Raw genomic sequence first — 26,410 nt, forward strand, 5'->3', positions numbered from 1 at the left:
CAACCCGTCCTCTGGGGGGACCCACCATGAAAACGCGCCTGATGCTTGCCGGTGGCCTGATGCTGGCCCTGACCGGCTGCACCACCTACGACTATGTCGGCGGTGGCCGCAGCGGCAGCTACTACCACGGTGCGCCGTCGGTGGAATACCGCTACCCGGCCGGCTATCCCTACAACTACGGCTACCCGTACTACGGTGGCTATGGCGGCTACTACGGCGGCTATGGCAACCCGTACTACTCGCGCCCGGTCTACCGCCCGCCGCACAACCACCGTCCGCCGCCGCGCCCGCCCGGCAACGGTGGCGAGAACCGTCCGCCGCCGTCGCGGCCGTCGTACAACGGCGGTTCGCCGTGGCGGAACATGGACTCGATGCGTCGCCCGCCGCAATCGAACATCCAGCCGTCGGCACCTCCGCCGCAGGCCCGTCCGGCCCCGGCGCCCAGTGCGCCGAGGATGAACGGCTCCCCCTGGCGCAACATGGATCGTGGGACGCAGCGCACAGTTGAGCGCTGAACCGTATTGCATTTCACACGGTCCAAGCCGCACTCTACGGGACCAGTGACGGCCCGCGTCACAAAGTGACAAAAACGACACGGGCCGCCGCAAAAAGCTCTACGTCGATATCCGACAGGAACATCTGGATCCCCCCTGTTCCGGCCCTGTCGGATGTCGGCACCTCTGAAGGCAGACGGCCCCGCAGCGCGGGGCCGTTTGTTTTGCCGGGGCGCCCCAACCGGCGAGAGCCCCAGCGTCAGTGGATCCACGCCATGCGTGGATCGCGCCTTCCCGGCAGCCAAAAAAAACAGGGCCGGACAGTCCCCCGACTGCCGGCCCTCTGCTCCCCCACCGTGCGCCTGTACCGGCCCCTGTTCCAATTCCGGTCACGGGCGCCTACGGCGCCAGCCACGGTGGGTGCTATTGGGTTATCTGCAAAAATCCTGCCAACTTTAGGGCTGATTTCGACGCCGGCCGGCCGGTGCCGACGTCCCGGCCCCGAATGGCGCTAAAATCGCCACCCCGGCGCCGCCCCGGCCGCGCCCGCCCCCAGCTGAACAGCCCCCATGAACCCGTCCTTCCATCGTTACGACGTCATCGTCATCGGCGGTGGCCACGCCGGCACCGAAGCCGCGCTGGCCGCGGCCCGCACCGGCGTGCGCACCCTGCTGCTGACCCACAACATCGAGACGGTGGGCGCGATGAGCTGCAACCCGGCCATCGGCGGCATCGGCAAGGGCCACCTGGTCAAGGAAATCGACGCCCTCGGCGGTGCGATGGCGCATGCCGCCGACCGGGCCGGCATCCAGTGGCGCACCCTCAACGCGTCCAAGGGCCCGGCCGTGCGCGCCACCCGCTGCCAGGCCGACCGCAACCTCTACCGCATGGCGATCCGCGCCATCGTCGAAGGCCAGGCCAACCTGACCGTGTTCCAGGCCGCCGTGGACGACCTGGTCATTGAAGGCGACGCCGTACGCGGGGTCATTACCCAGACCGGGCTGCGCTTCGATGCCGAGGCCGTGGTGCTGACCGCTGGCACGTTCCTGGCCGGCAAGATCCATGTCGGCCCGACCCAGTACGCCGCCGGCCGCATGGGCGACCCGCCGGCCACCACGCTGGCCGCGCGCCTGCGCGAGCGTCCGTTCCAGGTGGACCGCCTGAAGACCGGCACGCCGCCGCGCATCGACGGCCGCTCGCTGGACTACAGCGTGATGGATGAGCAGCCCGGCGACTCGCCGCGCCCGGTGATGTCCTTCCTCGGCTCGGTGGACGAGCATCCGCAGCAGGTCAGCTGCTGGATCACCCACACCACGGAACAGACCCACCAGATCATCCGCGATGCGCTGCACCGCTCACCGCTGTACAGCGGCCAGATCGAAGGCATCGGCCCCCGCTACTGCCCGTCCATCGAGGACAAGGTGGTGCGCTTCGCCGAGAAGGCCAGCCACCAGATCTTCGTCGAACCCGAAGGCCTGGGCATCGTCGAGATCTACCCCAACGGCATTTCCACCTCGCTGCCGTTCGACGTGCAGCTGGAGATGGTGCGCAGCATCCGCGGCTTCGAGAACGCGCACATCACCCGCCCCGGCTACGCGATCGAGTACGACTTCTTCGATCCGCGCGGGCTGAAGGCCTCGCTGGAAACCAAGCTGGTCAACGGCCTGTTCTTCGCCGGCCAGATCAACGGCACCACCGGCTATGAGGAGGCCGCCGCGCAGGGCCTGCTGGCCGGCCTCAACGCCGCGCGCCAGGTGCGCGGGCTGGACAGCTGGTGCCCGCGCCGCGACGAGGCGTACCTGGGCGTGCTGGTGGATGACCTGATCACCCACGGCACCAACGAGCCGTACCGCATGTTCACCAGCCGCGCCGAGTACCGCCTGCAGCTGCGCGAGGACAATGCCGACCAGCGCCTGACCCCGGCCGGCCGCGAGATGGGCCTGGTGGATGACCGCCGCTGGAACGCGTTCGAGACCAAGCAGGCCGCCGTCGCCGCCGAGCGCGCACGCCTGGGCGCACTGTGGGCAACCCCGGCCAATGCGCTGGGCCGCGAGGTGCAGGACACGCTGGGCGTGGCGGTCAGTCGCGAAACCAACGTGCTGGATCTGATCAAGCGCCCCGAGCTGGATTACGCGCAGCTGATGCAGGTGCCATCGCTGGGCCCGGCCGTGACCGACGCCAAGGTGGCCGAGCAGGTGGAGATCGGCGTGAAGTACGCCGGCTACCTGGACCGCCAACGCGAGGAGATCGAGCGCCAGCAGCGGCATGAAGCCACGCCGATCGCCGAAGCCTTCGACTACGCGACGGTGCGCGGGCTGTCGGCCGAAGCCTTGCAGAAGCTGGAGCGCGTGCGCCCGCAGACCATCGGCCAGGCACAGCGCATCCCGGGCATGACCCCGGCGGCGATCTCGCTGCTGCTGGTGCACCTGGAGCGGGCGCGGCGCGGCCGCGTGGCGTAAGCGGTCGCACCTGCTCTGGTGGGTGCCGACCTTGGTCGGCACGAATCATCAGATCGCGATGCTGCATGCATTTGTGCCGACCAAGGTCGGCACCTACCAAGGCCTCCCCCCCCGGTAGATCCACGCCATGCGTGGATGAAGGCATTTGTGCCGACCAAGGTCGGCACCCACCGGAGCGGAAGACATACACACATTGGCGGGCGCGTTACCGTGCGTCCGCGCCACCGCCCAGCACCTTGAACAACGTCACCCGGTTGCCCGCCTCCTGCTGCTGCAGGGCGATCAGGTCCTGCTGCGCGGCATACAGGCTGCGCTGCGCATCCAGCGCCTGCAGATAGCCGTCCAGGCCGGTGCGATAACGCGCGTCGGCCAGCGTGTAGCTGCGCTGGCTGGCGGCGACCAGTGCACGCTGGGCGTCCATCTGCGTGGCCAGGTGATCGCGCGAGGCGAGGGCATCGGCCACTTCACTGAAGGCCTGCTGGATCGCCTTCTCGTACTGGGCGATGCCGATGTCCTTGCCGATCTTCGAGGCATCCAGCGAGGCCTTCAGCGCGCCGGCGTGGAAGATCGGCGCAGTGATGCTGGGCGCGAACGACCAGCCGCGGGTGCCAGCCGAGAACAGCGTCGACAACGCGGTGGAGCTGTGGCCGTAGTTGGCAGTCAGCGTCAGCGTCGGGAAGAACGCGGCGCGCGCGGCACCGATATCGGCATTGGCCGCCTGCAACGCGTGTTCGGCAGACAGCACGTCCGGGCGCTGCAGCAGCACGCTTGACGGCAGGTTGGAAGGCAACGGCGCCAGCGCCACGGTGCCGTCCAGTGCCTGCGCGCTGGGCAGCAATGCCACGTCCAGCGGCGCGCCCACCAGCAACTGCAGCGCGTCACGATCCTGCGCCTGCTGGGTCTGCAGCTTGGCCAGCGCGCCGCGCGCGGCGTCCACGCTGGTCTGCACCTGCGACAGGTCCAGGCCCGAGGCCAGGCCCTGTGCATGGCGGGCTTCGGTGCGCAGCAGGGTCTGCTGCTGGCTGTCCAGGGTTTGCCGGGTGAACGCCAGCGACTGTTCGTCGGCCGCCAGCGCCAGCCAGGCCGTGGCCACTTCGGCGACCAGGCTGGTGCGCGCGGCGCGCTGGTTCTCGGCACTGCCCAGCCAGTTCTGCAGGGCCTCGTCCTTCAGGCTGCGGACGCGGCCGAACAGGTCCAGCTCCCAGCTGCTGATACCGACCTGCACGCTATCGGATTCGGTCACCTGGGTGACGCCGATCTCGCTGTTGGCATCGCTCACCCGCGAGCGGGTGACACTGCCGCTGGCATCCACCGACGGCAGCAGCGCCGCGCGCTGGATGCGGTACTGCGCGCGTTCCTTCTCCACCTGCAGCACCGCCACGCGCAGGTCGCGGTTGTTCTGCAGCGCCAGCGTGATCACCTGCTGCAGGCGCGGTTCCAGGAACACCTCGCGCCAGGCCGGCACCGCCAGTGCCGGCCCGGCCTCGCCGGTGGCGGCATTGCCGAACTGTGCCGGCACCGGCGCCTCGGGGCGCTGGTAGTGCGGTGCCATGCTCACGCAGCCGCCCAGCACGGTGGTCATCGTTGCGGCCGCCAGGGCGCGCAGCAGCATCGGCTTCATGGGCTTGCCTCCGGGGCAGTGGCTTCGGCCGGTGCGCGGCCCGGGAACATGCGGCGCACCAGCAGGTAGAACAACGGCACGAAGAACATGCCCAGCACCATCGAGGCAACCGTACCGCCGGCCACGCCGGTACCCAGCGAACGGCGCGCAGCCGAACCGGCGCCGGTGGCGAACACCAGCGGCAACACGCCCATCAGGAACGCCAGCGAAGTCATCACGATTGGCCGCAGCCGCAGATAGACGGCCTGCAGGATCGCTTCGCGGGTGCTCTTGCCCTGCTGTTCGAGGATGCGCGCGAACTCGACGATCAGGATGCCGTTCTTCGCTGCCAGACCAATCGTGGTCAACAGGCCGACCTGGAAGTACACGTCGTTGTTGAGGCCACGCAGGTTCATCATCAGCACGGCACCGAACACGCCCACCGGCACCGCCAGCATCACCGCGAACGGCACCGCCCAGCTTTCATACAGCGCGGCCAGGCACAGGAACACGAACAGCAGCGAGATGGCATACAGCATCGGCGCCTGATTGCCCGACAGCTGTTCCTGGTAGGCCATGTCCGACCAGGCATGGCTGAAGCCTTCCGGCAGTGTGTCGGCCAGGCGCGCGATCTCGGCCATCGCTTCACCGGAGCTGACGCCCGGCGCCGGCTGGCCGGTGATTTCCATCGCCGATACGCCGTTGTAGCGCTGCAGTGCGGCCGGCGCGCTGGTCCAGTGGGCGCTGACCAGCGACGACAGCGGCACCATCTGCCCGGCCTGGTTGCGCACGCTCCAGCGCTCGATGTCCTGCGGCTGCATGCGCGCTTCGGCCGTGCCCTGGATGAACACCTTCTTGATGCGGCCCTTGTAGATGAAGTTGTTGACGAAGTCGCCGCCCAACGCCGCGTTCAAGGTGTCATTGATGTCCTGCGGATTCACGCCCATGGCCTGTGCCTTGGCGTCGTCCACCTTCACCGCGTACACCGGCGCGTCTTCCAGGCTGGCATAACGCACGTTGACCAGCTTCGGATCCTTGGCGGCGTCCCGCAGCAGGGTATTGCGCGCGGCCACAGCGGCGGCATGGCCGGCACCGCCTTCGTCCTGCAGTTCCAGGGTGAATCCACCCGCATCGCCCAGGCCGAGGATGGCCGGTGGCGAGGTGATGAACACCTGCGCATCGGGCACGCTGGCCATGGCGGCGGTCAGCCGCGCGGCGATGGTATCGGCGTCGTCCTTGCGGTCATCCCAGTCCTTGAGCCGGATGAAGGCCTGGCCGACGTTCTGGCCGCTGCCGGTGACACTGAAACCGGCGGTGGCCTGGATCGACAGCACGCTGTCGTCCTTCACTGCGGCGGCACTGAGGCGATCCATCACCGCACGGGTCTGCTCCAGGGTGGAGCCGGCTGGCAGCTTCACCAGCGCGTTGAGCATGCCCTGGTCCTCATCGGGCAGGAATGCACCCGGCAGGTGCCACAGCAGCAGGCCGGTGGCCACGCTCAGCACCAGGTAGAACAGTACCCCCAGCGTGCGCCGGCCAAGGAAACCATCCACGCGATGGCGCAGGCCGTTGGAAGTGCGCTCGAAGCGGTGGTTGAACCAGATGAAGAACTTGCCCAGCAGGCTCGGCTCGCCAGCGTGGTCGCCATGCGGATGGCCGCCCTTGGGAATCTGATGCAGGATGCTGCCGCACAGCGCCGGGGTGATGGTCATCGCCACCAGCACCGACAGGATCATCGCAGCAGCGATCGTCACCGAGAACTGGCGATAGATCACGCCGGTGACACCGCTGAAGAACGCCATCGGCAGGAACACCGCGGTCAGCACCAGCACGATGCCGACCAGCGCACCGGTGATCTGGCCCATCGCCTTCAGCGTGGCCGGCTTCGGTGCCAGCCCTTCGAAGGTCATCACCCGCTCCACGTTCTCCACCACGACGATGGCATCGTCCACCAGCAGGCCGATGGCCAGCACCAGCGCGAACATGGTCAGCGTGTTGATCGAGTACCCGAACGCGGCCAGCACGCCGAACGTGCCCAGCAGCACCACCGGCACCGCGATGGTCGGGATCAACGTGGCCCGCCAGTTCTGCAGGAACAGGTACATCACCAGCACGACCAGCGCGATCGCCTCGATCAGGGTGATCACCACTTCCTTCAGCGAGATGGTCACGAACGGCGTGGTGGTGAATGCCACATGGGCGGTGTAGCCATGAGGCCAGTACTTCTGCAGCTGCTGAAGCCGTGCATCGATGGTCTTGGAGACGGCGATCGCGTTCGCACCGGCATTGAGTTCAATGCCCAGCGAGGCCGACGGCTTGCCGTTGAAGGTGCTGATGCTGTCGTAGCTCTCCGGCCCCAGGCCGATCGTCGCCACGTCGCCCAGGTGCACCACGCTGCCGTTGGCATCGGCCTTGAGCACCACCTGCGCGAACTGCTCGGGCGTGTGCAGGCGGCTGCGCGCGGTCACGGTTGCGTCCAGCTGCTGGCCCTTCAGCGCCGGCTGGCCACCCAGCTCACCGGCCGACACGTCGGTGTTCTGCGCCTGCAGTGCGGTCTCGATGTCCGACGGCATCAGTGCGTACTGGCGCATCTTTTCCGGATCCAGCCAGATGCGCATGGCGTATTCCTGGCCGATCGGCTGGATGTTGCCGACGCCGCTGACACGGCTGATCTGATCGTCGATGCGCGCTTCCATGAAGTTGGCGACATCGAAGTTGTCCATGCTGCCGTCTTCGCTGGTGAACGACAGCACCTCGAAGATCGAACCACTGGACTTGGTGATGGTCAGGCCGTTCTGCTGTACCGCCTGCGGCAGTGTGGCCATGGCGGCCTGCAGCTGGTTCTGCACCTGTACCTGCGCGGTATCCGGGTTGGTGCCGGTGGCGAACACCAGGTTGACCTGTGCCGAACCATCGGAAGCGCTGGTGGAGGTCATGTACATCAGGTGGTCCAGGCTCTGCTGGGACTGCTCGATGACCTGGGTGACCGCGTTTTCCACGGTCTGCGACGAGGCGCCGGTGTAGGTGGCGCGGATGGTGATGGTGGGCGGGGCAATCTGCGGGTAGCGGTCCACCGGCAGGATCAGGATCGCGAGCAGGCCGAGCAGGCTGACCGCGATGGCGATCACCCAGGCAAAGATCGGCCGGTCGATGAAGAAACGAACCATGCGCGGCAGGCCTCAGTGCGACTTTTCGTCGGTGTTGCCGTTCGGGTCGATCGCCGGCATTGCTGCCAGCTGTGCGGTGGTGGCCGCCACCGCCTTCACCTGCTGGCCGAGCGAAACCCCACTGCCGTTGCTGACGATCACCCGCTCGCCGGCCTTCAGCCCCTGCGTGATCTGCCACTGGTTGCCCACCACCTGGCCGGTGCTGACCCGCCGCTCGACCACGCGATCCTTTGCGTCGAGCAGGCGCAGCAGCGGCTCGCCACGTTCATTGCGCAGCACCGCCTTCTGTGGCACCAGCAGGGCACGCGCGTCGGTGGCCATCGGCAGCACTGCCTTCAGGTACATGCCCGGCAGCAGCAGGCCGTCCGGGTTCGGAATGACCGCGCGCAGCACCACGTTGCCGGTGCCCGGATCGACCGCGCTGCCGACGAACTCCAGGGTGCCTTCATGGGCATAGGTGCTGCCGTCCTCCAGCAGCACCTTCACCTGCGCCTTGCCGTCGATGGCCTTCACCAGGCCGGCATCGAGCTGCTTGCGCAGCGCCAGCATCTGCGTGCTGGACTGGGTGACATCCAGATAGACCGGGTCCAACCGTTGAATGGTCGCCAGCGCGGCATCCTGGCCGGCGGCGACCAGCGCGCCGGCGGTGACGCTGGAGGTACCGATGCGGCCCTCGATCGGTGCGGTCACCCGGGTGTAGTCGAGGTTGATGCGGGCGGCCTGCAATGCGGCGCGAGCGGCGATCACATTGGCCTGGGCCTGCTTCAGTGCCGAGGTGGCATCGTCGGCGTCCTGCTTGCTGGCCGCATCCATGCCCAGCAGCGTGCGGGTGCGCTCGGCCTTCGGCTGCGCCGACAGCACGGTGGCCTCGGCCTGCGCCAGCTGGCCACGCGCGGTATCGAAGGCGGCCTGGTACGGCGCCGGATCGACCTGGTACAGCAACTGGCCGGCCTTGACCTGCTGGCCTTCGGTGAACAACCGCTGGCGGATCAGCCCACCGATCTGCGGCCGCACCTCGGACACCTCGAACGGCACCGCCCGACCAGGCAGGGTCTGCTGCAGTGCCAGCGCCTGCGCACTGGCAGTGATGACGCCCACTTCGGGGGTGGCCGGGGCTTCGGTCCTGCCCGCCGAGCAGGCCGCCAGGGCCAGCAGCAGGGGCAGCAACAGCGGACGGGGGGAGCAGGACAGCGGACGCAGGAGTGACATGGGGGGCGTGGGGGCCTTTCGTTGACCCGTGCACGCTGCCGTGGAACTGTGCAGAGAATATGGAGATTGTGCGACCGGCTCAGCTGGCGCTTGCTTTCGGCGCCGCATGCGCCGCTAATGGCCCCCGCGATGGCGAAGATTCGACTCAAATTCGGCCTGACCGCGAAGACCTTCCTCGCGATCTTCACCGCCTGCCTGCTGGTGCTGGCAGTGAACGGCATTGCCAGCCGCGTGGCGTTCCAGACCGGCTTCCTGGACTACCTCAACGATCAGGGCGATCTGCGCATGCAGCGCCTGATGCCACACCTGCAGCGCGAGTACAGCGCGCACGGCGGCTGGGAGCATCTGCGCGGTGACAGCGACCGCTGGGCGCGACTGCTGCGCCCGGATCTGGCCCATGGGCACGAAGGACCGGTACCACCGCTGTCCGACCAGACCGGCGTTCCTTCCCGGCTGGGCCTGTTCGATGCGCAGCATCGATTCGTGGCCGGCAACCCCGATGCCACCAGCGATGACGAGCCGCATCCGGTACAGCTGGATGGGCGCACCGTCGGCTGGCTGGGCATGGTGCCGTTCCAGACCGTCATCGCCACCAACGACCTGAATTTCTACAACACCCAGATGCGCGCATGGTGGGTGATCGGCATCTCGCTGCTGCTGGTGACGGTGTTGCTGGCCTGGCTGGTGTCACGCGCGCTGCGCCAGCGCCTGGCCAAGCTGGCCGCGGCCACCCACCGGCTCGCTGCCGGCGACTACGCCACCCGCATCGAGCGCACCAGCGATGACGAGCTGGATGCACTGGTCAACGACTTCAACCGGATGGCGCAGGCGCTTGATGACACCGAGCGCAACCGCCGCGCCTTCATCGCCGACATCTCGCACGAACTGCGCACGCCGCTGGCGGTGGTGCGCGCCGAGCTGGAGGCGATCGAGGACGGCATCCGCCCGCTGGACCGCGCCAACCTCGGTGCGCTGCAGAGCGAGATCCGCCAGCTGGGCAAGCTGGTCGACGACCTGCACGATCTGTCGATGACCCAGTCCGGTGGCTTGGCCTACCGCTTCGCCCCGCTGGACCTGGTAGCGCTGCTACGCAGCGAGCTCAATGGCATGCGCGTGCGCTTCAACACTGCGGGGCTGGCACTGGAAGAAGACCTGCCCGCCACACCGCTGCAGGTATCCGGTGACGAGCGACGCCTGCAGCAGGTCCTGGCCAACCTGCTGGAAAATGCGCTGCGCTATACCCATGCCGGCGGCCACGTACGTGTGCAGGCCGCGCGCGTACCGGCCGGCGTGCAGCTGATCGTGGAAGACACCGCGCCGGGCGTTCCGGCCGACAAGTGCGCACTGCTGTTCGAGCGCTTCTACCGGGTGGAGAGCTCGCGCAACCGGGCCAGCGGCGGCAGCGGGCTGGGCCTGGCCATCAGCCACAACATCATCCTCGCCCACCGCGGCCACATCCATGCCGAGCCCTCGCCGCTGGGCGGGCTGCGCGTGGTCATCACCCTGCCGGAGTCTGCATGAGCGCGTCCCCCGCCACGTCCGCGAAGATCCTGATCGTCGAGGACGAGCCACGCCTGGCGTCGGTCCTGCGTGACTACCTGGCCGCCGCCGGCATGACCAGCGAATGGGTGGACGATGGCGGCCAGGTGATCGACGCGTTCGCGCGCTACCAGCCCGACCTGGTGCTGCTGGACCTGATGCTGCCGCAGCGCGACGGCGTGGACCTGTGCCGCGAACTGCGCGCCGGCAGCGACGTACCGGTGATCATGGTCACCGCACGAGTGGAAGAGATCGACCGCCTGCTGGGCCTGGACATCGGTGCCGACGACTACATCTGCAAGCCGTTCAGCCCGCGCGAAGTGGTCGCGCGGGTGCTGGCGGTACTGCGCCGCTACCGCCCGGACCCCGCTGCACGCGCCAACAGCGGGCTGCACATCGACGAACCGGCGGCACGCGCCACCTGGAACGGCAAGGGCCTGGACCTGACGCCGGTGGAGTACCGCCTGCTGCGCACCCTGCTGGCCACGCCAGGCCGGATCTGGGCGCGCGATGAGCTGCTCGACCGCCTCTATCTGGACCATCGCGTGGTGGTCGACCGTACCGTCGACAGCCACGTGCGCAACCTGCGCCGCAAGCTGGCCGACGCCGGCATGGAAGGCGAGCCGATCCGTTCGGTATACGGGATGGGCTACAGCTACGAACCGTAGCGGGCCGTGCCGGCCGCTGGCCGGCACGACCCGTGCGCACCTGCGTTACAGTCGAGCACGCTCGACATTACGAACACAACTGCATGGACGACATCCACCCGATCGCGCCGGACAAGCGCGCCGCCATTCTTTCCAGCCTCGCCGACATCGAACAGCGCCACGATGTGCGTGTGCTGCTGGCCTGCGAATCCGGCAGCCGTGGCTGGGGCTTCTCTTCGCCGGACAGCGACTACGATGCACGCTTCATCTACGTGCATCGCCAGCCGTGGTATCTCAGCGTCAACGAGAGCACCGGCCCGGGCGATGCCCAGCGCGATGTGATCGAGCTGCCGATCGACGATGAGCTCGATGTCAGCGGCTGGGACCTGCGCAAGGCATTGCGCCTGGTTTCAAAATCCAATCCGACACTGATCGAGTGGCTGCGCTCGCCGATCGTGTACCGGCAGGAGGACGCTGCGGTGGCGCAGCTGTGGGAAGCGGCGAAGGGGTTCTATTCGCCGCTGGGCAGCTGGTGGCACTACATGAGCATGGCCAGGACCACGCACAGCCGCCATCTGGGTGAGCCCACCATCAGCACCAAGAAGTACCTGTATGTGCTGCGCGCCCTGCTTGCCTGCCAGTGGATCGAGAGCGAGCCCACGCCGCCGCCGATGGCCTTCGAGGATCTGCTGGACCGGTTGTTGCCGGACGGCCCGGTGCGCCACGCCATCGACGCATTGCTGGTGGTCAAGCGCGCCAGCGCCGAGGTCAGCGCCCGCCCGCGCATCGCGCTCATCAGCGAGTACATCGACCATGCGATGGCTGTTCGCGCAGCGCAGGCTCCGCAGCTCCCGGCCGGACAGGGCGACAGCGCCTGGCTGGACGTGCTGTTCCGGCGGATGCTGGCCGAGCACGCACCGGCATGAAGAGCCGCAGCTGCGCCTGGTAGTGCCGGCCGCTGGCCGGCAACCGCAGAAATCCAGATGCGCCCATGAGGTTGCCGGCCAGCGGCCGGCACTACCACGCGGCGTGGGGACCACGCGCGTATCATCGCGGTGAACGCCCTGATTTCCGGAGACACCGATGAACCCGCTGCGCCCCTTCCGCGACAAGATGCCCGTCCTCGGCGAGCGCGTGTACATCGATCCGGCCTGCACCGTGATCGGTGACGTGGAACTGGCCGAGGACGTGTCGGTGTGGCCGGGCACGATCATCCGCGGCGACGTCAACTACGTGCGCATCGGTGCGCGTACCAATGTGCAGGACGGCACCATCATCCACGTCAGCCACCACAGCCCGTACAACAAGGCCGGCTACCCGACCCTGATCGGCGAAGGCGTGACGGTCGGTCACGGCTGCATCATCCACGCCTGCACCATCGGTGATTACAGCCTGATCGGCATGGGCGCCTGCATCCTCGATGGCGCCCGTGTGGAACGCCATGGCTTCGTCGGTGCCGGTGCGGTGGTCGGCCCGGGCAAGGTGGTCGGCGAAGGCGAGCTGTGGGTGGGCAACCCGGCGCGCCCGGCGCGCACGTTGAGCGACAAGGAGATCGAGTCGCTGCACTACTCGGCCGACCACTACGTGCGGCTGAAGGACGAATACCTGGGCTGAACGGCCAACGCCGCCATGCGGCTCTGCTAAAGTCTGGGCCCGACCAGGACCTGTCGAGACCCCCATGCCTGTGGCTGCCTGCCGGAGAGGACTCCGCCGCCCACAACGAAGGCCATCGCACTGATGGCCGCACCGATGCTCGATACCTACCGCGAGGTGGTGACGCCGGAGGGTGTGCCGCTGCAGTTGCCGGCGGCCGGCCCGGTGCCACGGGCGATGGCCTGGCTGGTGGATCTGGGCGTGCGCATCGCGGTGCTGGTGATGATGTCGATCCCGCTGGCATTGCTGGACAAGTTCGGCTCCGGCCTCTACCTGGTGCTGATGTTCCTGGTCTACTGGGCCTACCCGATCGTCTGCGAGGCATTGTGGGGCCGTACCCTGGGCAAGCGCGCACTGGGCCTGCGCGTACTGTCGCGCGATGGCGCACCGGTGGGCTGGATGGCGTCGATCACCCGCAACCTGCTGCGCACCGTGGACATGCTGCCGTTCGGCTATGCATTGGGCCTGATCAGCAGTCTGTTCGACCCGCATGGCCGCCGCCTGGGTGACCTGGTGGCTGGCACCGTGGTGGTGCACGCGCCTGCGCTGTACCTGCCGCCTCCGTCCACCATCGACAGCGTGCTGGCCCCGCCGCAACCGCTGCGGCCGGAAGAACAGGCGGCGCTGATGGCCTTCGCCGAGCGCGCGCCGCGCTTGTCGGCGGCGCGCCAGCAGGAACTGGCCGGCATTGCCGAACCGCTGACCGGCACCCACGGCCAGATCGGCGTGCTGCGCCTGTATGCCATGGCCAACTGGCTGCTGGGGCGACGATGAAGCAGGAGCAGTTCGTCGCCCGCTACCAGCAGGAATGGCAGGACCTGGAACACTGGCTGCTGCTGCGCGCCGGTGCTTCACGCCGCACGCGGCGCAAGGCCAGCGCGCTGGCGCTGGACGATACCGCCTTCCCGCAGCGCTACCGGCGCCTGTGCCAGCAACTGGCGCTGGCCCGCGAGCGCGGCTACAGCCCGCAGCTGGTTCAGCGCCTGCAGCAGTTGATGCAGCAGGGCCACAGCGTGCTGTACCGCACGCCGCCGACGCGCTGGCGCGGTGCACTGGAATTCCTGGTGGCCGACTTCCCGCTGCTGGTGCGCAGCCAGGCGCGCAGCATGTGGGTGGCGCTGGCGATGTTCGCGCTGCCGGCGGTGGCCTGCTTCGTGCTGGTGCAGGTCTTCCCGGACCTGATCCACATGGTGATGGACAACCGCCAGATCGCCGAGATGGAGCGCATGTACGATCCGGCCGCCGAGCGCCTCGGGCGCGACAGCGGCACCGATTGGATGATGTTCGGCCACTACGTCATGAACAACATCAGCATCGCCCTGCGTACCTTCGCCAGCGGCCTGCTGGCCGGCCTGGGCACGCTGCTGGTACTGCTGTTCAACGGCGTGACCATCGGTGCGGTGGCCGGCCACCTGCAGCACATCGGCCACGGTAGCCCGTTCTGGCGCTTCGTGGTCGGCCATGGCGCCTTCGAGTTGACCGCGATCGTGATCGCCGGCGGTGCCGGCCTGCAGCTGGGCATGAAACTACTGGCACCCGGCCGGCGCAGCCGCCTGGATGCGCTGGTCGAGGGCGGCCGCATCGGTGCCCGCCTGTGCCTGGGCGTGGCGTTCATGCTGCTGGTGGCCGCCTTCATCGAGGCCTTCTGGTCGTCGATTGCCGAAGTGCCGGCGTGGGGCAAGTTCAGCGTGGCCGGCGTGCTGTGGGCCGGTGTGCTGCTGTGGCTGTGGCGCGGCGGACGCAGAGGCGGCAATGCGAATTGACCGCCTGGACGTGGTGCTGCGCGCACGCAGTGGCTGGGAAGCGATGGAGCTGGGCAGCGCCCTGTCGCGCCGCCACGCACGTGCGGTATGGGGCAGCTGGCTGCTGGCCAGCGCACCGCTGTTCGTGATCTTCAACGCGCTGGGCTGGTGGCTGGATGCGTTCGGCTGGGCCTGGCTGGCGATGTGGTGGTGCAAGCCGCTGTTCGAACGAGCGCCGCTGTACGTGCTGTCGCGCGGCATCTTCGGCGAGCCGGTCGGTACGCTGGCGGCGCTGCGCGCGCAACGCAGCTGGGGCAACAGCGGATTCTGGGGCTATCTGGGCTGGCGCCGTTTCAGCGTGCTGCGCAGCCTGTGCCTGCCGGTGAACCTGCTGGAAGGCAATGCGCCGGCCCAGCGCGGCGCACGCCGCCGCGCCGTGGTCGCCGGTGCCGCGGGCGCCGCTGTCGTGCTGACCGTGGCCTGCATGGCCTTTGAAGCGGTGCTGGTGTCCGGCGCAATCGGCGCGGTGTTCATGTTCATGCCACTGGAGCTGATGTCCGAATCGTGGCGGGCCGCATGGGACATGATCGGCCAGGACACGCCTGCATGGGCGCGGCTGGGCTTCAACCTGGCGTGCTGGCTGGCGTCGGTGCTGATCGGGCCGTTCTACGTCGGCGCCGGCTTCGGCCTGTACTTGAACCGGCGCACCCAGATGGAAGCCTGGGACGTGGAGATCGCCCTGCGCCGCCTGCGCGAGCGGCTGCTGCCGGCGGCGTCGACACTGGCCCTGCTGCTGTGCCTGGCACTGCCGCTGGTGTCCATGCCGGTGCATGCGCAGGACGCGCAGACGGTCGCGGAGCAGGCAGACGATGCCGACGAGGACGAAGACAGCGCGGAGGAACCCGCCACCGCGGCGAACGATCCGGCCAATGCACCGGCCATGATCTTCGGTGCGGCGCCAGTGGACACCGCCGGTTTCCGCCAGGCGGTGAACCGCGCCTATGAAGACCCGCTGCAGCGCCCGACCCGCCAGGTCACGCGCTGGAAGCCGATCGAACAGGCCGAGGAAAAGAAGAAGGAAGACACGTCGCCGCAGGGCGACAGCAGCAACAAGGGCGAGCGCAGCAACCGCAAGGCCGGCATCGCCTGGTTGGCGCGCCTGGCCGAGTGGGGCCTGTGGGGCCTGCTGGGCGTCCTGCTGCTGGTGCTGCTGTTGACCGCACGGCTGTGGCTGCCGTGGCTGCGCGGCAGTGGCCGGCGCAAGGCCGACGCTGCACCGCAGGTGGTGGAGGAACAGGTGGAGCTGCCGGTGGTGCTGCCGCCGGACGTGGCCACCCAGGCCGGCCTGCTGTGGGATCAGGGCCGGCCGCGGCAGGCGCTGGCCCTGCTGTACCGCGCCAGCGTGCGCACGGTGGGCGAACGCAGTGGTATCGCGCTTCCGCCCGGTGCCACCGAAGCGCAATGCCTGCGCGCCTCGCGGCGTATGCCCGATGCCACCGACCGTGACCTGTTCGCGCGCATCGTGCGCATGTGGCAGTACGCCGCCTACGGTGGCCGCCTGCCCAGCCGCGCCGATTTCGATGCATTGGCCGATACCCTGCGCCAGCAGTACAGGTGGCTGGCATGAGCCCGCGCCTGTTCTGGTCGCTGCTGCTGGGTGGGCTGGTGCTGTTCGGCGTACCGCTGACGATCCTTTACCTGCGCACGCACGAACGCGTGACCGAGACCGTGCAGCTGCCGCCGCAGGGCGAAGCGGGCTACAACCCGCTGTACGTGCTCGGCCAGGCCCTGCGTGCCGATGGCATCGACGTGCACTCGCGGCCCCGATTGGACCTGCAGCAGATGGCGCTGGGCCCGCACGATACGGTGGTGCTGCTGCAGGACAGCAGCGAACTGCCGGCGCCGGCGGCCAGGGCCCTGCTGGACTGGGTCGGCGGCGGTGGCCATCTGCTGGTGCGCACGCCGCCACCGGCCGAGGACGACGCCAGCAGCACGCAGGGGCCGCTGCTGGACCAGCTGGGCGTGGACAGCCTGTACCAGCAAAGCGACTGCCAGCCGTTCCACGTCATCGACGATCCCAGCCATGTGGAATTCTGCGGCGGCCGTCGCTTCACGCTGGGCTTTGCCGCCAGCGCGCAGGCCGAACGACGCTGGGGCAACGAGCGCAACCTGGTGTTCGCGCGACTGCGCCATGGCCAGGGCAGGGTGAGCGTGCTGGCCGACATGGAATTCATGCGCGGCGAGGTGGACTCGCCGGCGGCACGCCTGGCGTCGGCTGCGGGCAAGGCCAGCGACGGCCTGCACGATCTCTCGCACCGCGACCTGACCCGTTACCTGCTCGATCCGAACTACGGAAAGGGCGTTTTCTGGCTGGTCTACGCCAGCCGCCCGCCGTCGCTGTGGGCGCGCCTGTTCTACCAGGGCTGGCCGGTGTGGGCGCCGCTGCTGCTGGCGCTGCTGGGCTGGCTGTGGGGCCGTTCGCAACGCTTCGGCAGCCGCCTGCCGTCGCCGGTGCTGGAGCGTCGCTCGCTGCTGGAACACGTACGTGCCAGCGGCGAGCTGCTGCTGCGTTTCGGACACGGCGCGCGCCTGTACGACGCCGTGCTCGCCCTGTTCCTGCATCGCCTGCGCCTGCGCGCACCGGTGGCCGCCGCACTGGAGGGCGCACCGCGCGAACAGGCCATCGCCGAACTGCTGAAGTGGCCGCAAGGCCGCGTTGCCAGCGTGCTCACGCCACCTCCGCCGCACGATTCCTCCGCCCTGCGCGAGCGCATCCGCTTGCTGCTCCAGATGAGATCCCTGCTATGACCGAAGTCCCCGAGCTGCCGGCGGCCGCCAATGCCCGCCTGATTGAACGCGTCGATGCCATCCGCGATGCCATCGGCCACGCCTTCATCGGCCAGGCCGAAGTGCTGGACCAGATCCTGGTGGCGCTGTTGGCCGGTGGCCACGTGCTGATCGAGGGCGTGCCCGGTCTGGGCAAGACCCTGCTGGTGCGTGCGCTGGCACAGGCCCTGGAACTGGATTACGGCCGCGTGCAGTTCACCCCCGACCTGATGCCCAGCGACGTCAGTGGCCACGCGGTGTACGACCCGAAGAGCGAGAGCTTCAAGATCCGCCGCGGCCCGGTGTTCACCAACCTGCTGCTGGCCGACGAGATCAATCGTGCGCCGGCCAAGACCCAGTCGGCACTGCTGGAAGTGATGCAGGAAGGCCAGGTGACCATCGAAGGCAAGGCCTTCACCCTGGCACCGCCGTTCATGGCGCTGGCCACGCAGAACCCGCTGGAGCAGGAAGGCACCTACCCGTTGCCGGAAGCACAGCTGGATCGTTTCCTGCTGAAGGTGCTGATCGACTACCCGCAGCTGGAGGACGAGAAGCGCATGGTGACCGCGATCACCAGTGGCCGTGCCGCCAGCGATTTCGACCTGAGCCAGGTGCCACGTGTACTGGGGGCTGGCGAGCTGCTGGAACTGCAGCGCGCGACCGCGGCGATCACCGTCGATGACGAAGTGATCGACTACGCAGTGCGCATCGTCGCGGCGACCCGCCAGTGGCCGGGCATCGCGGTCGGCGCTGGCCCGCGCGGCAGCATCGCGCTGGTGCGTGCCTCGCGCGCGCAGGCGGTGCTGGCCGGCCGCGACTTCGTCACTCCGGACGATGTGCGCGACATCGCGCGCCCCGCGCTGCGCCACCGCATCGCGCTGGCCCCGGAACTGCAGATCGAAGGCCAGGACGCCGACGATGTACTGGGCGCGCTGCTGGCCAAGGTGGAAGCACCGCGCCGATGAGGCCGGCCCCGCTGCTGCTGGCGCTGCTGCTGGCCTGGGCTGCCCTGGGCGGCCTGGTGCTGGGTGGGTTGCTGCCGCGCTGGAGCTGGGCGCTCGCGGCGCTGGCGATTGCCGTGCCGGCGCTGATGGATCTGTGGCGGCAGTCGCGGCGCCCGTCGCCGCATGTACAGCGCGAACTACCCGAAGCGCTGGCGCTGGGCGTGCGCCGCGAGGCGGCGCTGCGGTTGCAGGCAGACGCGTCGATGAGCGTAGAGGTGTTCGACCTGGTGCCCGGCGGCTGGCCGCTGGAAGCGCTGCCGCAGCGCGTGCGCCTGCAGGCGGGCACCGCTGCCACCCTGCACTATCACCTGCAGCCGCTGCAGCGTGGGCACTTCCGCTTCGAGGGCGTGCACCTGCGCATGCGCTCGCCGTGGCGCCTGTGGTGGCAGCAACGCACGCTGCCGCCCGCGCTGGACGTGCGGGTCTATCCGAACTTCGTGCCGCTCACCCGCTTTGCGTTGTTCAGTGCCGACCAGGCCTCGCGGCTGGTTGGTGCGCACGTGAAGCGCCGCCGTGGTGAAGGCACCGACTTCCACCAGATGCGCGAGTACCGCATCGGCGACAGCCTGCGCCAACTCGACTGGAAGGCCACCGCGCGTGCGCGCAAGCTGATCTCGCGCGAATACCAGGACGAGAAGAACCAGCAGCTGCTGCTGATGCTCGACAGTGGCCGGCGCATGCTGGCCAGCGAAGGCGGACTCTCGCACTTCGACCACGCATTGAACGCCTCGCTGGTGGTGGCCTACCTGGCGCTGCGCCAGGGCGATGCCGCCGGCCTGTTCGCTGCTGGTGGTGAACGCCGCTGGGTGGCGCCGCAGCGCGGCATGGGCACCGTCGAGCACCTGCTGCGCGCCAGCTACGACCTGCAGCCGCGCGCGGTGGCCACCGATTACCTGGCCGCCGCCACAGAAGTGTCGCTGCGCCAGCGCCGGCGTGCGCTGGTGATGCTGGTCAGCAACGTGCGCGACGAGGACATCGAAGACCTGCTGGCGGCGGTGCGCCTGCTGCAGCGGCGCCACCTGGTGTGCGTGGCCAGCCTGCGCGAGCGCGAGCTGGACGGCGCACTGGAGGGTGAGGTGCAGACGCTGGAGGACGCCACCCAGGCCGGTGCCGCAGCGCTGTACCTGCAGCAGCGCGCGAAGGCGCATGAAGCGCTGCGCAGCGAGAAGGTGATGGTGCTCGACGTGACCGCCGATGCCCTGCCGGGCGCGCTGGTAGAGCGCTACCTGGCGGTGAAGCGCGAAGGTCTGCTCTGATACCAACGATCGCTCTGGTGGGTGCCAACCTTGGGTGGCACGGAACCCACAGCGCCGATCAAGCATCTACCAACAACGGCTGCCGGCCAGCGGCCGGCACTACCCATGCAACAGCCGGCACATCTCTCTGGTGGGTGCCAACCTTGGGTGGCACGGAACCCACAGCGCCGACCAAGGTCGGCATCTACCAGCACCGGCTGCCGGCCAGCGGCCGGCACTACCCCTGCGGCAATCGGCGCATCGCTCTGGTGGGTGCCAACCTTGGGTGGCACGGAACCCACAGCGCCGACCAAGGTCGGCATCTACCAACAACGGCTGCCGGCCAGCGGCCGGCACTACCCCTGCGGCAATCGGCGCATCGCTCTGGTGGGTGCCAACCTTGGTTGGCACGGAATCCACAGCGCCGACCAAGGTCGGCATCTACCAGCACCGGCTGCCGGCCAGCGGCCGGCACTACCCCTGCAACAGCCGACGCATCGCTCTGGTGGGTGCCAACCTTGGGTGGCACGGAACCCACAGCGCCGACCAAGGTCGGCATCTACCAACAACGGCTGCCGGCCAGCGGCCGGCACTACCCCTGCAACAACCGCTGCATCGCTCTGGTGGGTGCCAACCTTGGGTGGCACGGAACCCACAGCGCCGATCAAGCATCTACCAGCAACGGCTGCCGGCCAGCGGCCGGCACTACCCATGCAGCAGCCGGCACATCGCCCGGGTAGGTGCCAACCTTGGTTGGCACGAAACCCACAGCGCCGACCAAGGCCCGCATCACCCCTGCAGCAATCGCCGCTGCAGCCGCTCCACCGCTCGCTGCAGCAGCACCCGGTTGCGGGCCAGCTTCATCCACTGCGGCAGGCGCGAGAACATGGAGCCATTGGTGACGCCCGCGCGCTCGCGCAGAGGCGCGGCGGCATAATCGTGCAGTGCCTGCAGATGGGCCTCGTTGTAGGCCCACAGCACGCCCGCCGCCGTCTTTTCGACCAACCGCAGCGGCAGGCCGAAATGCGGGTCGATCGCCTCATTGCCACGCCATCGCGACAGCGTGACCTCCACCTCGCTGCTACGTCCGCACTGACTGCAGTCCGCCGCCAGCGTCCGCAGTGGCGGCGTCGCACGTGCACGATGCACTTCAGCGCTTACCCACTTGTGGCCGCAGTAGCCGCAAGGCCGGTAGCCGCCGTAGCGCACCGGTCCCACCCAGTCACCCGGGCCACAACGACTGCAGCCGCAGCCTCCGTTCAGTGCTTCGCTGCAGCCCAGGCAGCGGAAGCGTCGCGATTCCGACGTACCCACCACCCAGCCGGGGGTATCGCAGCGGTGGCAACGCACCGCGATACGGTCGGCATAGCGCCACAGGGCGTGGCCGTCATCCAGATGCCGACCCGGCAGCGGCGCAGGCCGCAGGTCGCGATTGCGCCGCACCGTCATCAGACGTAGATCCGCGTCGGCGCCTCATCAACGATCGCGTGCGGCACGAAGCGCGCACTGTCGCGGGTGATCGCGCTGTCGTCCTCGCGGATGCCGATGCCGCAGGCGCGGTCGCCCACCACCCAGCTGCCGATCAGCGGATAGCCGCCTTCGAAGTGGGTCAGCGGATGGGCGCGCTGGATGATCGCCGGGCCATCGTAGGGACCGTCGCTGCGCTGGGTACTGCCATCGGCCAGGTGCATCTCGATGTTGGCACCTTCGCGCGAGAACAGCGGCTTGCGCACCCAGCCCGACGCCAGCGTGCTGCCGTCGTCGAAGTGCGCTTCCAGCAGGTTCGGATGACCCACGTTGCGCTGCCACAGCAGCGGCAGGATGCCCTTGTTGCTCAGCACCGCCTTCCAGGCCGGTTCCAGCAGCTGCACGCCCGAACCGGGCAGCGCGCGGCCGAACTCTTCGGCCATCAGGTCTTCCAGCGGATACAGCTTGAACAGCGTGCCGATCACCGAGTCGTCCAGCGCGGTGAAACGGCCATCCTCGGACAGACCGATGTCCTCGATGGCGATGGCCTGGCCATGCAGACCGGCCTGCGAGGCGCAGTCGCGCAGGTAATCGACGGTGCCACGGTCTTCTTCGGAACTGCCCACCGCGCTGAAGTACAGCGGCGGTGGCAACTGCGTGGCCAGCTCGCCGAAACGCTCGACCAGCGCCTCGTGGATCGCGTTGAACTGGTCGGCGTGCTGCGGCAGGCGACCGGCATTGCGCTGGTCTTCCAGCCACTGCCACTGGAAGAAGCTGGCCTCGAACAGCGAGGTCGGCGTGTCGTAGTTCAGTTCGTACAGCTTGGCCGGACCGGTGCCGTCGTAGGCCAGGTCCAGGCGGCCATAGAGGTGTGGCTGGCGCTGGCGCCAGCTGTCGGCGATCCAGTCGCGGTAGTGCGACGGAATCGCCAACTGGTCCATCAACCGTTCGCTGCCGATGACATCACCGACCAGGTCCAGCGCCATCTGGTGCAGCTCGGCGCTGGGGTCTTCGATGTCCTGTTCGATCTGGCGCAGGGTGAACGCGTAGTACGCGCTTTCATCCCAGTACGGCTGGCCGTCGATGGTGTGGAAGCGGAAACCCGCCTCTTCCGCGCGTGCCCGCCACTGGGCACGCTCGGCAATCCGGATGCGCTGCATGGGTCAGTCAGCCGCCGTAGCTGCCGCTGGTGCTGCGGCGTTCGCTGCTGTTGCCGAAGCCACCACGGCTGGCCGTGACCGCACGGTTCGGTTCACTGGTGACCGGGGCCAGGCCGGCCTTGCCTGCGCCGATGCCGCTGGCGGTGTTGAGGCCACCGCTGCCGCCCGGGGCCGGGCGCGCCCAACCGGCGCTCTTGTCCTGGTAGGCCGGCGACGCCGCCGGCGCCTGCGGGGCCAGGCCGCCGCGGTTGCTCAGCATCTGCGACATGAAGAAGCCCATCATCATCGGGCCGATGAACGAGGTACCGGCCGAGGTGTGCTGCTGCACGCACTGTTCCGGCTTGTAGTCCTTCTCGCAGGCTTCCTTGCTGGCGTACTTCGGCGCCGCATCGGCAGCCTGCTTCTGCGCTTCGGCGAAGGCGTTGCGGCACGACGACGGATCGCCGGTGGCCTCGGTGCAGGACTCGACCGAGGTGTACAGGCCTTCCTGCACCTTCACCTCCGGCTCCTTCTGGCAGGCGGTGAACAGCAGCGGCGCGGCGCTCATCAGCAGCAGCGCAGTGGTGCGGGAACGTTTCATGGCCTCATGCCTTGTCGACGGATCAATGCCCCAATGATGCCAAATCCGGACCAGCAACCGGAATCGGCAAAGTGGGAAAGATGAACGGCCTTTCATTTTCGTCGATCTCCATCATCCACGCATGGCGTGGATTACCGTGTCGACCAGGGTCGACACCTACCAAAGTCAACGCAGAGCGCCGGCCCCGACAGATCGCAGGAAACTGTCGAAGGCGGGGTGGGTCAGGTTGCGGGGGCGTGAGCGCCATGGATGGCGCGACCGAGGCTACATGGACGTACTTGCGCCGTCCCCCACAGCCGGACCCACCCCGCCATCCCACGGATAGCCCAGCTGTTGCTGTTGAGGTTGCCGGCCAGCGGCCGGCACTACCGCGGGTGCCGGGCGCAGCCCGGCCGGACCACCTCCGGTGGTTGCAGCAGCAACCGAAAAAATTGGCCATGATCAGGCGACCCCCACGTCGTACGGCCCGCCCGTTCCGCCAGCCATGCCCGAATACCGTTCCCGCACCTCCACCGCCGGCCGCAACATGGCCGGCGCCCGCGCCCTGTGGCGTGCCACCGGCATGAAGGACGGCGACTTCCACAAGCCGATCATCGCCATCGCCAACTCCTTCACCCAGTTCGTGCCCGGCCACGTGCACCTGAAGGACCTCGGCCAATTGGTCGCGCGCGAGATCGAGCAGGTCGGCGGCGTCGCCAAGGAATTCAACACCATCGCCGTGGACGACGGCATCGCGATGGGCCACGACGGCATGCTGTATTCGCTGCCCAGCCGCGAGATCATCGCCGACGCCGTGGAATACATGGTCAACGCGCACTGCGCCGACGCGCTGGTGTGCATCAGCAACTGCGACAAGATCACCCCCGGCATGCTGATGGCCGCGCTGCGCCTGAACATCCCGGTGGTGTTCGTCTCCGGCGGGCCGATGGAAGCGGGCAAGACCAAGCTGTCCGAGCACAAGCTGGACCTGGTCGATGCGATGGTGGTGGCTGCCGATGACAGCGCCTCCGATGAGAAGGTTGCCGCGTTCGAGCGCAGCGCCTGCCCCACCTGCGGTTCCTGCTCGGGCATGTTCACCGCCAACTCGATGAACTGCCTGACCGAAGCGCTGGGCCTGTCGCTGCCCGGCAACGGCACCACGCTGGCCACCCACGCCGACCGCGAGGCACTGTTCCGCCGTGCCGGCCGCCTGATCGTTGAGCTCTGCCACCGCTGGTATGGCGGCGAAGATCCCAGCGCGCTGCCGCGCGGCATCGCCACCCAGGCCGCGTTCGCCAATGCGATGACCCTGGACATCGCCATGGGCGGCTCCACCAACACCATCCTGCACCTGCTGGCCGCAGCACAGGAAGCGGAGGTCGACTTTGACCTGACCCACATCGACGCGCTGTCGCGGCGCGTGCCGCAGCTGTGCAAGGTGGCGCCGAACACGCCGAAGTACCACATCGAGGACGTGCACCGTGCCGGCGGCGTGTTCGGCATTCTCGGTGAACTGGACCGCGCCGGCCTGCTCGATGCCACGGTGCCGACCGTGCACAGCGCCAGCCTGGCCGAAGCGCTGGAACGCTGGGACGTGGTGCGCTGTGACAACGACACCCTGCACACCTTCTTCAAGGCCGGCCCGGCCGGTATTCCCACCCAGGAGGCCTTCAGCCAGGCCACGCGCTGGCCGACACTGGACGTGGACCGCGCCGAGGGCTGCATCCGTTCGCTGCAGCACGCGTACTCACTGGAAGGCGGCCTCGCCGTGCTGCGCGGCAACCTGGCCGTCGATGGCTGCGTGGTGAAGACCGCCGGCGTGGACGAATCGATCCACGTGTTCGAGGGCCCCGCGCGCGTCTACGAAAGCCAGGACGCCGCCGTCGCCGGCATCCTCGCCGACGAAGTGCAGCCGGGTGAGGTAGTGGTGATCCGCTACGAAGGGCCGAAGGGCGGCCCCGGCATGCAGGAAATGCTGTACCCGACCAGTTACCTGAAGTCGAAGGGCCTGGGCAAGCAGTGCGCACTGCTCACCGACGGCCGCTTCTCCGGGGGGACCTCGGGCCTGTCGATCGGCCACGTCTCGCCGGAAGCCGCCAGCGGCGGTGTCATCGGCCTGGTGGAGAACGGCGACCGCATCCGCATCGACATCCCCGCCCGCCGCATCGACCTGCTGCTGGATGAGGCCGCGCTGGCCAAACGTCGCACCGATGCCGATGCGCGCGGCTGGAAGCCACGCGCACCGCGCCCGCGAAAGGTCACCAGCGCGTTGAAGGCCTACGCCCTGCTCGCCACCAGCGCCGACAAGGGCGCCGTACGCAACACCGCCCTGCTCGGCGATTGATCCCCGTGCGGTAGTGCCGGCCGCTGGCCGGCATCTGCACAATGCGTCTGCACGTCAATGAGGTTGCCGGCCAGCGGCCGGCGCTACCGATCCGGTACGCTGCGCGGCATGACCCATCGCCCGCCGCGCCAACCCCTCCTCGATGCCCTGCGTGGGTTCGCGCTGCTCGGCGTATTCCTGGTCAACCTGCGCTTCTTCTCGCTCGATGCGTTGATGACCGAGGCCGCGCAGCAGGCGCTGCCCAGCGCGGCACTCGACCACACCATCCGTACCGGCATGGAATGGCTGGTGGACATGAAGGCGATCACCCTGTTCTCGCTGCTGTTCGGCATGGGCGTGGCGATGCAGATGGATGGCAATGCGCAGGGCAGCATGGCTGCGCACCTGCGCCGCATGGGCGTGCTGCTGGTGATCGGCCTGCTGCATTCGATACTGCTGTGGTGGGGTGACATCCTGCTGGTGTATGCGCTGGTGGGCCTGCTGCTGCCGTTGTTCCGTCACCTGGGTGATCGCGCACTGCTGTTCAGCGGGGTGTTCATTGCCCTGTTGCTGCCACCGCTGCTGTCGCCGTGGATCCGCGAATGGGTCGCCCTGCTCACACCGCGCGCGCCGATGAACGCCATGGCGCTCGATGCTCTGGCGCACGGCACGCTGGCGCAGGCGTGGTGGCACAACCTGCAGCTGGCCGCATGGCTGAAGCTGAGCAACTGGGCGCTGCTGTTCTTCGTGCTCGGCCGCTTCCTGCTGGGCTACTGGGCCGGCCGTCGCGGGCTGCTGCTGCAGCCGCAGGCGCATCTGCCGCTGCTGCGCTCGATCGCCATCGGCAGCCTGCTGCTGACGGCGGTGTTCCTGTGGATCGATGCCCAGGCCGATGCGCTCAAACAGGCATCGCCGGCGCTGCGGGCGGGCGTGCCCGGCTACCTGCTGCGCGTGTCCTATCGCGTTGCGCCGCTGGCACTGGGCATTGCTGCGGCGGCGATCTTCACCCTGCTCTATCTGCGCCCGTGGGCCGAGCGCATGCTGCGCGTGTTCGTGCCAGCCGGGCGCATGGCACTGAGCAACTACCTGCTGCAAAGCGCGATCTGCGTGCCGCTGTTTGCCGGCTTCGGGCTGGGTATCGGCCCGCAGCACGGGCTGTGGCCAGTGCTGCTGGTGGCGGCGGTGGTGTTCCCGCTGCAACTGTGGGCGAGCGCGTGGTGGCTGCGTGGCCATCGCTTCGGGCCGGTCGAATGGCTGTGGCGCAGCGCCAGCGAAGGGCAATGGCTGCCGCTGCGGCGCTAGAGTGTGCGCGGTCTGCAGGAAGCC

General features: G+C 68.5%; 20 protein-coding genes. 14 read left to right on the top strand and 6 right to left on the bottom strand.

The features are described from left to right. Window positions 1-26 precede the first annotated feature (26 nt). Together EGM71_RS19720 and mnmG are read left to right on the top strand one after the other, a co-directional pair. Window positions 27-515 carry a hypothetical protein gene (locus EGM71_RS19720; RefSeq protein WP_188486588.1) on the top strand — a complete coding sequence of 163 codons (489 nt, stop codon included), beginning with the start codon at window positions 27-29 and terminating at the stop codon, window positions 513-515. A gap of 548 nt (window positions 516-1,063) precedes the next feature. Further along, window positions 1,064-2,953 (top strand): tRNA uridine-5-carboxymethylaminomethyl(34) synthesis enzyme MnmG, encoded by a 1,890-nt coding sequence (mnmG, locus tag EGM71_RS19725; protein ID WP_188486590.1) that lies wholly within the window; start codon window positions 1,064-1,066, stop codon window positions 2,951-2,953. A gap of 205 nt (window positions 2,954-3,158) precedes the next feature. On the opposite strand, the gene smeC is transcribed toward mnmG, so the two are convergent. Genes smeC through smeA form a run of 3 tightly spaced genes read right to left on the bottom strand, consistent with a single transcriptional unit; the run spans window position 3,159 to window position 8,929 of the window. Further along, window positions 3,159-4,574: a multidrug efflux transporter outer membrane subunit SmeC gene (gene smeC / locus EGM71_RS19730; protein WP_188486591.1), complete on the bottom strand. Its 1,416-nt coding sequence runs from the start codon at window positions 4,572-4,574 to the stop codon at window positions 3,159-3,161. Continuing rightward, window positions 4,571-7,720 (bottom strand): multidrug efflux RND transporter permease subunit SmeB, encoded by a 3,150-nt coding sequence (gene smeB / locus EGM71_RS19735; RefSeq protein ID WP_188486593.1) that lies wholly within the window; start codon window positions 7,718-7,720, stop codon window positions 4,571-4,573. The genes smeC and smeB overlap by 4 nt, the downstream gene beginning before the upstream one ends. A gap of 12 nt (window positions 7,721-7,732) precedes the next feature. Beyond that, window positions 7,733-8,929: a multidrug efflux RND transporter periplasmic adaptor subunit SmeA gene (gene smeA / locus EGM71_RS19740; RefSeq protein WP_188486595.1), complete on the bottom strand. Its 1,197-nt coding sequence runs from the start codon at window positions 8,927-8,929 to the stop codon at window positions 7,733-7,735. Window positions 8,930-9,046: 117 nt separating this feature from the next. On the opposite strand from smeA, the gene baeS reads away from it, so the two are divergent. The 10 genes from baeS (at window position 9,047) to EGM71_RS19790 (ending at window position 19,596) form a co-directional block, all read left to right on the top strand. Next, window positions 9,047-10,450 (top strand): sensor histidine kinase efflux regulator BaeS, encoded by a 1,404-nt coding sequence (gene baeS / locus EGM71_RS19745; protein WP_188486596.1) that lies wholly within the window; start codon window positions 9,047-9,049, stop codon window positions 10,448-10,450. Further along, the gene (locus EGM71_RS19750; RefSeq protein WP_188486598.1) at window positions 10,447-11,136 is read left to right on the top strand and encodes a response regulator; all 690 of its coding nucleotides are present in this window, start codon (window positions 10,447-10,449) and stop codon (window positions 11,134-11,136) included. Before baeS ends, EGM71_RS19750 begins: the two co-directional genes overlap by 4 nt. An 83-nt stretch (window positions 11,137-11,219) precedes the next feature. Next, entirely contained in the window at window positions 11,220-12,041 is an 822-nt protein-coding gene (locus tag EGM71_RS19755) for a nucleotidyltransferase domain-containing protein (RefSeq protein WP_188486600.1), read from the top strand. A gap of 157 nt (window positions 12,042-12,198) precedes the next feature. After that, window positions 12,199-12,729 (top strand): gamma carbonic anhydrase family protein, encoded by a 531-nt coding sequence (locus tag EGM71_RS19760; RefSeq protein ID WP_188486602.1) that lies wholly within the window; start codon window positions 12,199-12,201, stop codon window positions 12,727-12,729. A 123-nt stretch (window positions 12,730-12,852) separates the two neighbouring features. After that, window positions 12,853-13,542, top strand: coding sequence for an RDD family protein (locus EGM71_RS19765; protein ID WP_049444195.1), 690 nt, complete (start codon window positions 12,853-12,855; stop codon window positions 13,540-13,542). Beyond that, a complete protein-coding gene (locus EGM71_RS19770; RefSeq protein WP_188486604.1) occupies window positions 13,539-14,531 on the top strand; it encodes a stage II sporulation protein M in 993 nt (330 codons plus the stop codon). Before EGM71_RS19765 ends, EGM71_RS19770 begins: the two co-directional genes overlap by 4 nt. Next, complete coding sequence (locus EGM71_RS19775; RefSeq protein WP_188486606.1) at window positions 14,521-16,137, top strand: DUF4129 domain-containing protein; 1,617 nt, start codon at window positions 14,521-14,523, stop codon at window positions 16,135-16,137. The genes EGM71_RS19770 and EGM71_RS19775 overlap by 11 nt, the downstream gene beginning before the upstream one ends. After that, window positions 16,134-17,318 (top strand): DUF4350 domain-containing protein, encoded by a 1,185-nt coding sequence (locus EGM71_RS19780; RefSeq protein WP_188486608.1) that lies wholly within the window; start codon window positions 16,134-16,136, stop codon window positions 17,316-17,318. The genes EGM71_RS19775 and EGM71_RS19780 overlap by 4 nt, the downstream gene beginning before the upstream one ends. Beyond that, the gene (locus EGM71_RS19785) at window positions 17,315-18,301 is read left to right on the top strand and encodes an AAA family ATPase (protein ID WP_012512415.1); all 987 of its coding nucleotides are present in this window, start codon (window positions 17,315-17,317) and stop codon (window positions 18,299-18,301) included. Before EGM71_RS19780 ends, EGM71_RS19785 begins: the two co-directional genes overlap by 4 nt. Further along, a complete protein-coding gene (locus EGM71_RS19790) occupies window positions 18,298-19,596 on the top strand; it encodes a DUF58 domain-containing protein (protein WP_188486610.1) in 1,299 nt (432 codons plus the stop codon). Before EGM71_RS19785 ends, EGM71_RS19790 begins: the two co-directional genes overlap by 4 nt. A gap of 768 nt (window positions 19,597-20,364) precedes the next feature. Here the strand turns inward: EGM71_RS19790 and EGM71_RS19795 are convergent. The 3 genes from EGM71_RS19795 to EGM71_RS19805 are packed head-to-tail and all read right to left on the bottom strand — an operon-like array spanning window position 20,365 to window position 22,782. After that, window positions 20,365-21,024 (bottom strand): hypothetical protein, encoded by a 660-nt coding sequence (locus EGM71_RS19795; RefSeq protein ID WP_188486612.1) that lies wholly within the window; start codon window positions 21,022-21,024, stop codon window positions 20,365-20,367. Continuing rightward, window positions 21,024-22,202 carry a glutathionylspermidine synthase family protein gene (locus tag EGM71_RS19800; RefSeq protein WP_188486613.1) on the bottom strand — a complete coding sequence of 393 codons (1,179 nt, stop codon included), beginning with the start codon at window positions 22,200-22,202 and terminating at the stop codon, window positions 21,024-21,026. The genes EGM71_RS19795 and EGM71_RS19800 overlap by 1 nt, the downstream gene beginning before the upstream one ends. 7 nt (window positions 22,203-22,209) lie before the next feature. Continuing rightward, a complete protein-coding gene (locus EGM71_RS19805; RefSeq protein WP_100441825.1) occupies window positions 22,210-22,782 on the bottom strand; it encodes a DUF1190 domain-containing protein in 573 nt (190 codons plus the stop codon). 484 nt (window positions 22,783-23,266) lie between these two features. Between EGM71_RS19805 and ilvD the strand changes: the two genes are divergently transcribed. Beyond that, on the top strand, window positions 23,267-25,105 hold the full coding sequence (gene ilvD, locus EGM71_RS19810) for a dihydroxy-acid dehydratase (protein WP_188486615.1): 1,839 nt from the start codon (window positions 23,267-23,269) through the stop codon (window positions 25,103-25,105). A gap of 108 nt (window positions 25,106-25,213) precedes the next feature. Beyond that, the gene (locus EGM71_RS19815; RefSeq protein WP_188486617.1) at window positions 25,214-26,386 is read left to right on the top strand and encodes a DUF418 domain-containing protein; all 1,173 of its coding nucleotides are present in this window, start codon (window positions 25,214-25,216) and stop codon (window positions 26,384-26,386) included. The last annotated feature ends 24 nt before the right edge of the window (window positions 26,387-26,410 follow it).

It is taken from the genome of Stenotrophomonas maltophilia, assembly GCF_006970445.1.
Taxonomy (GTDB): Bacteria; Pseudomonadota; Gammaproteobacteria; order Xanthomonadales; family Xanthomonadaceae; genus Stenotrophomonas; species Stenotrophomonas maltophilia_AU.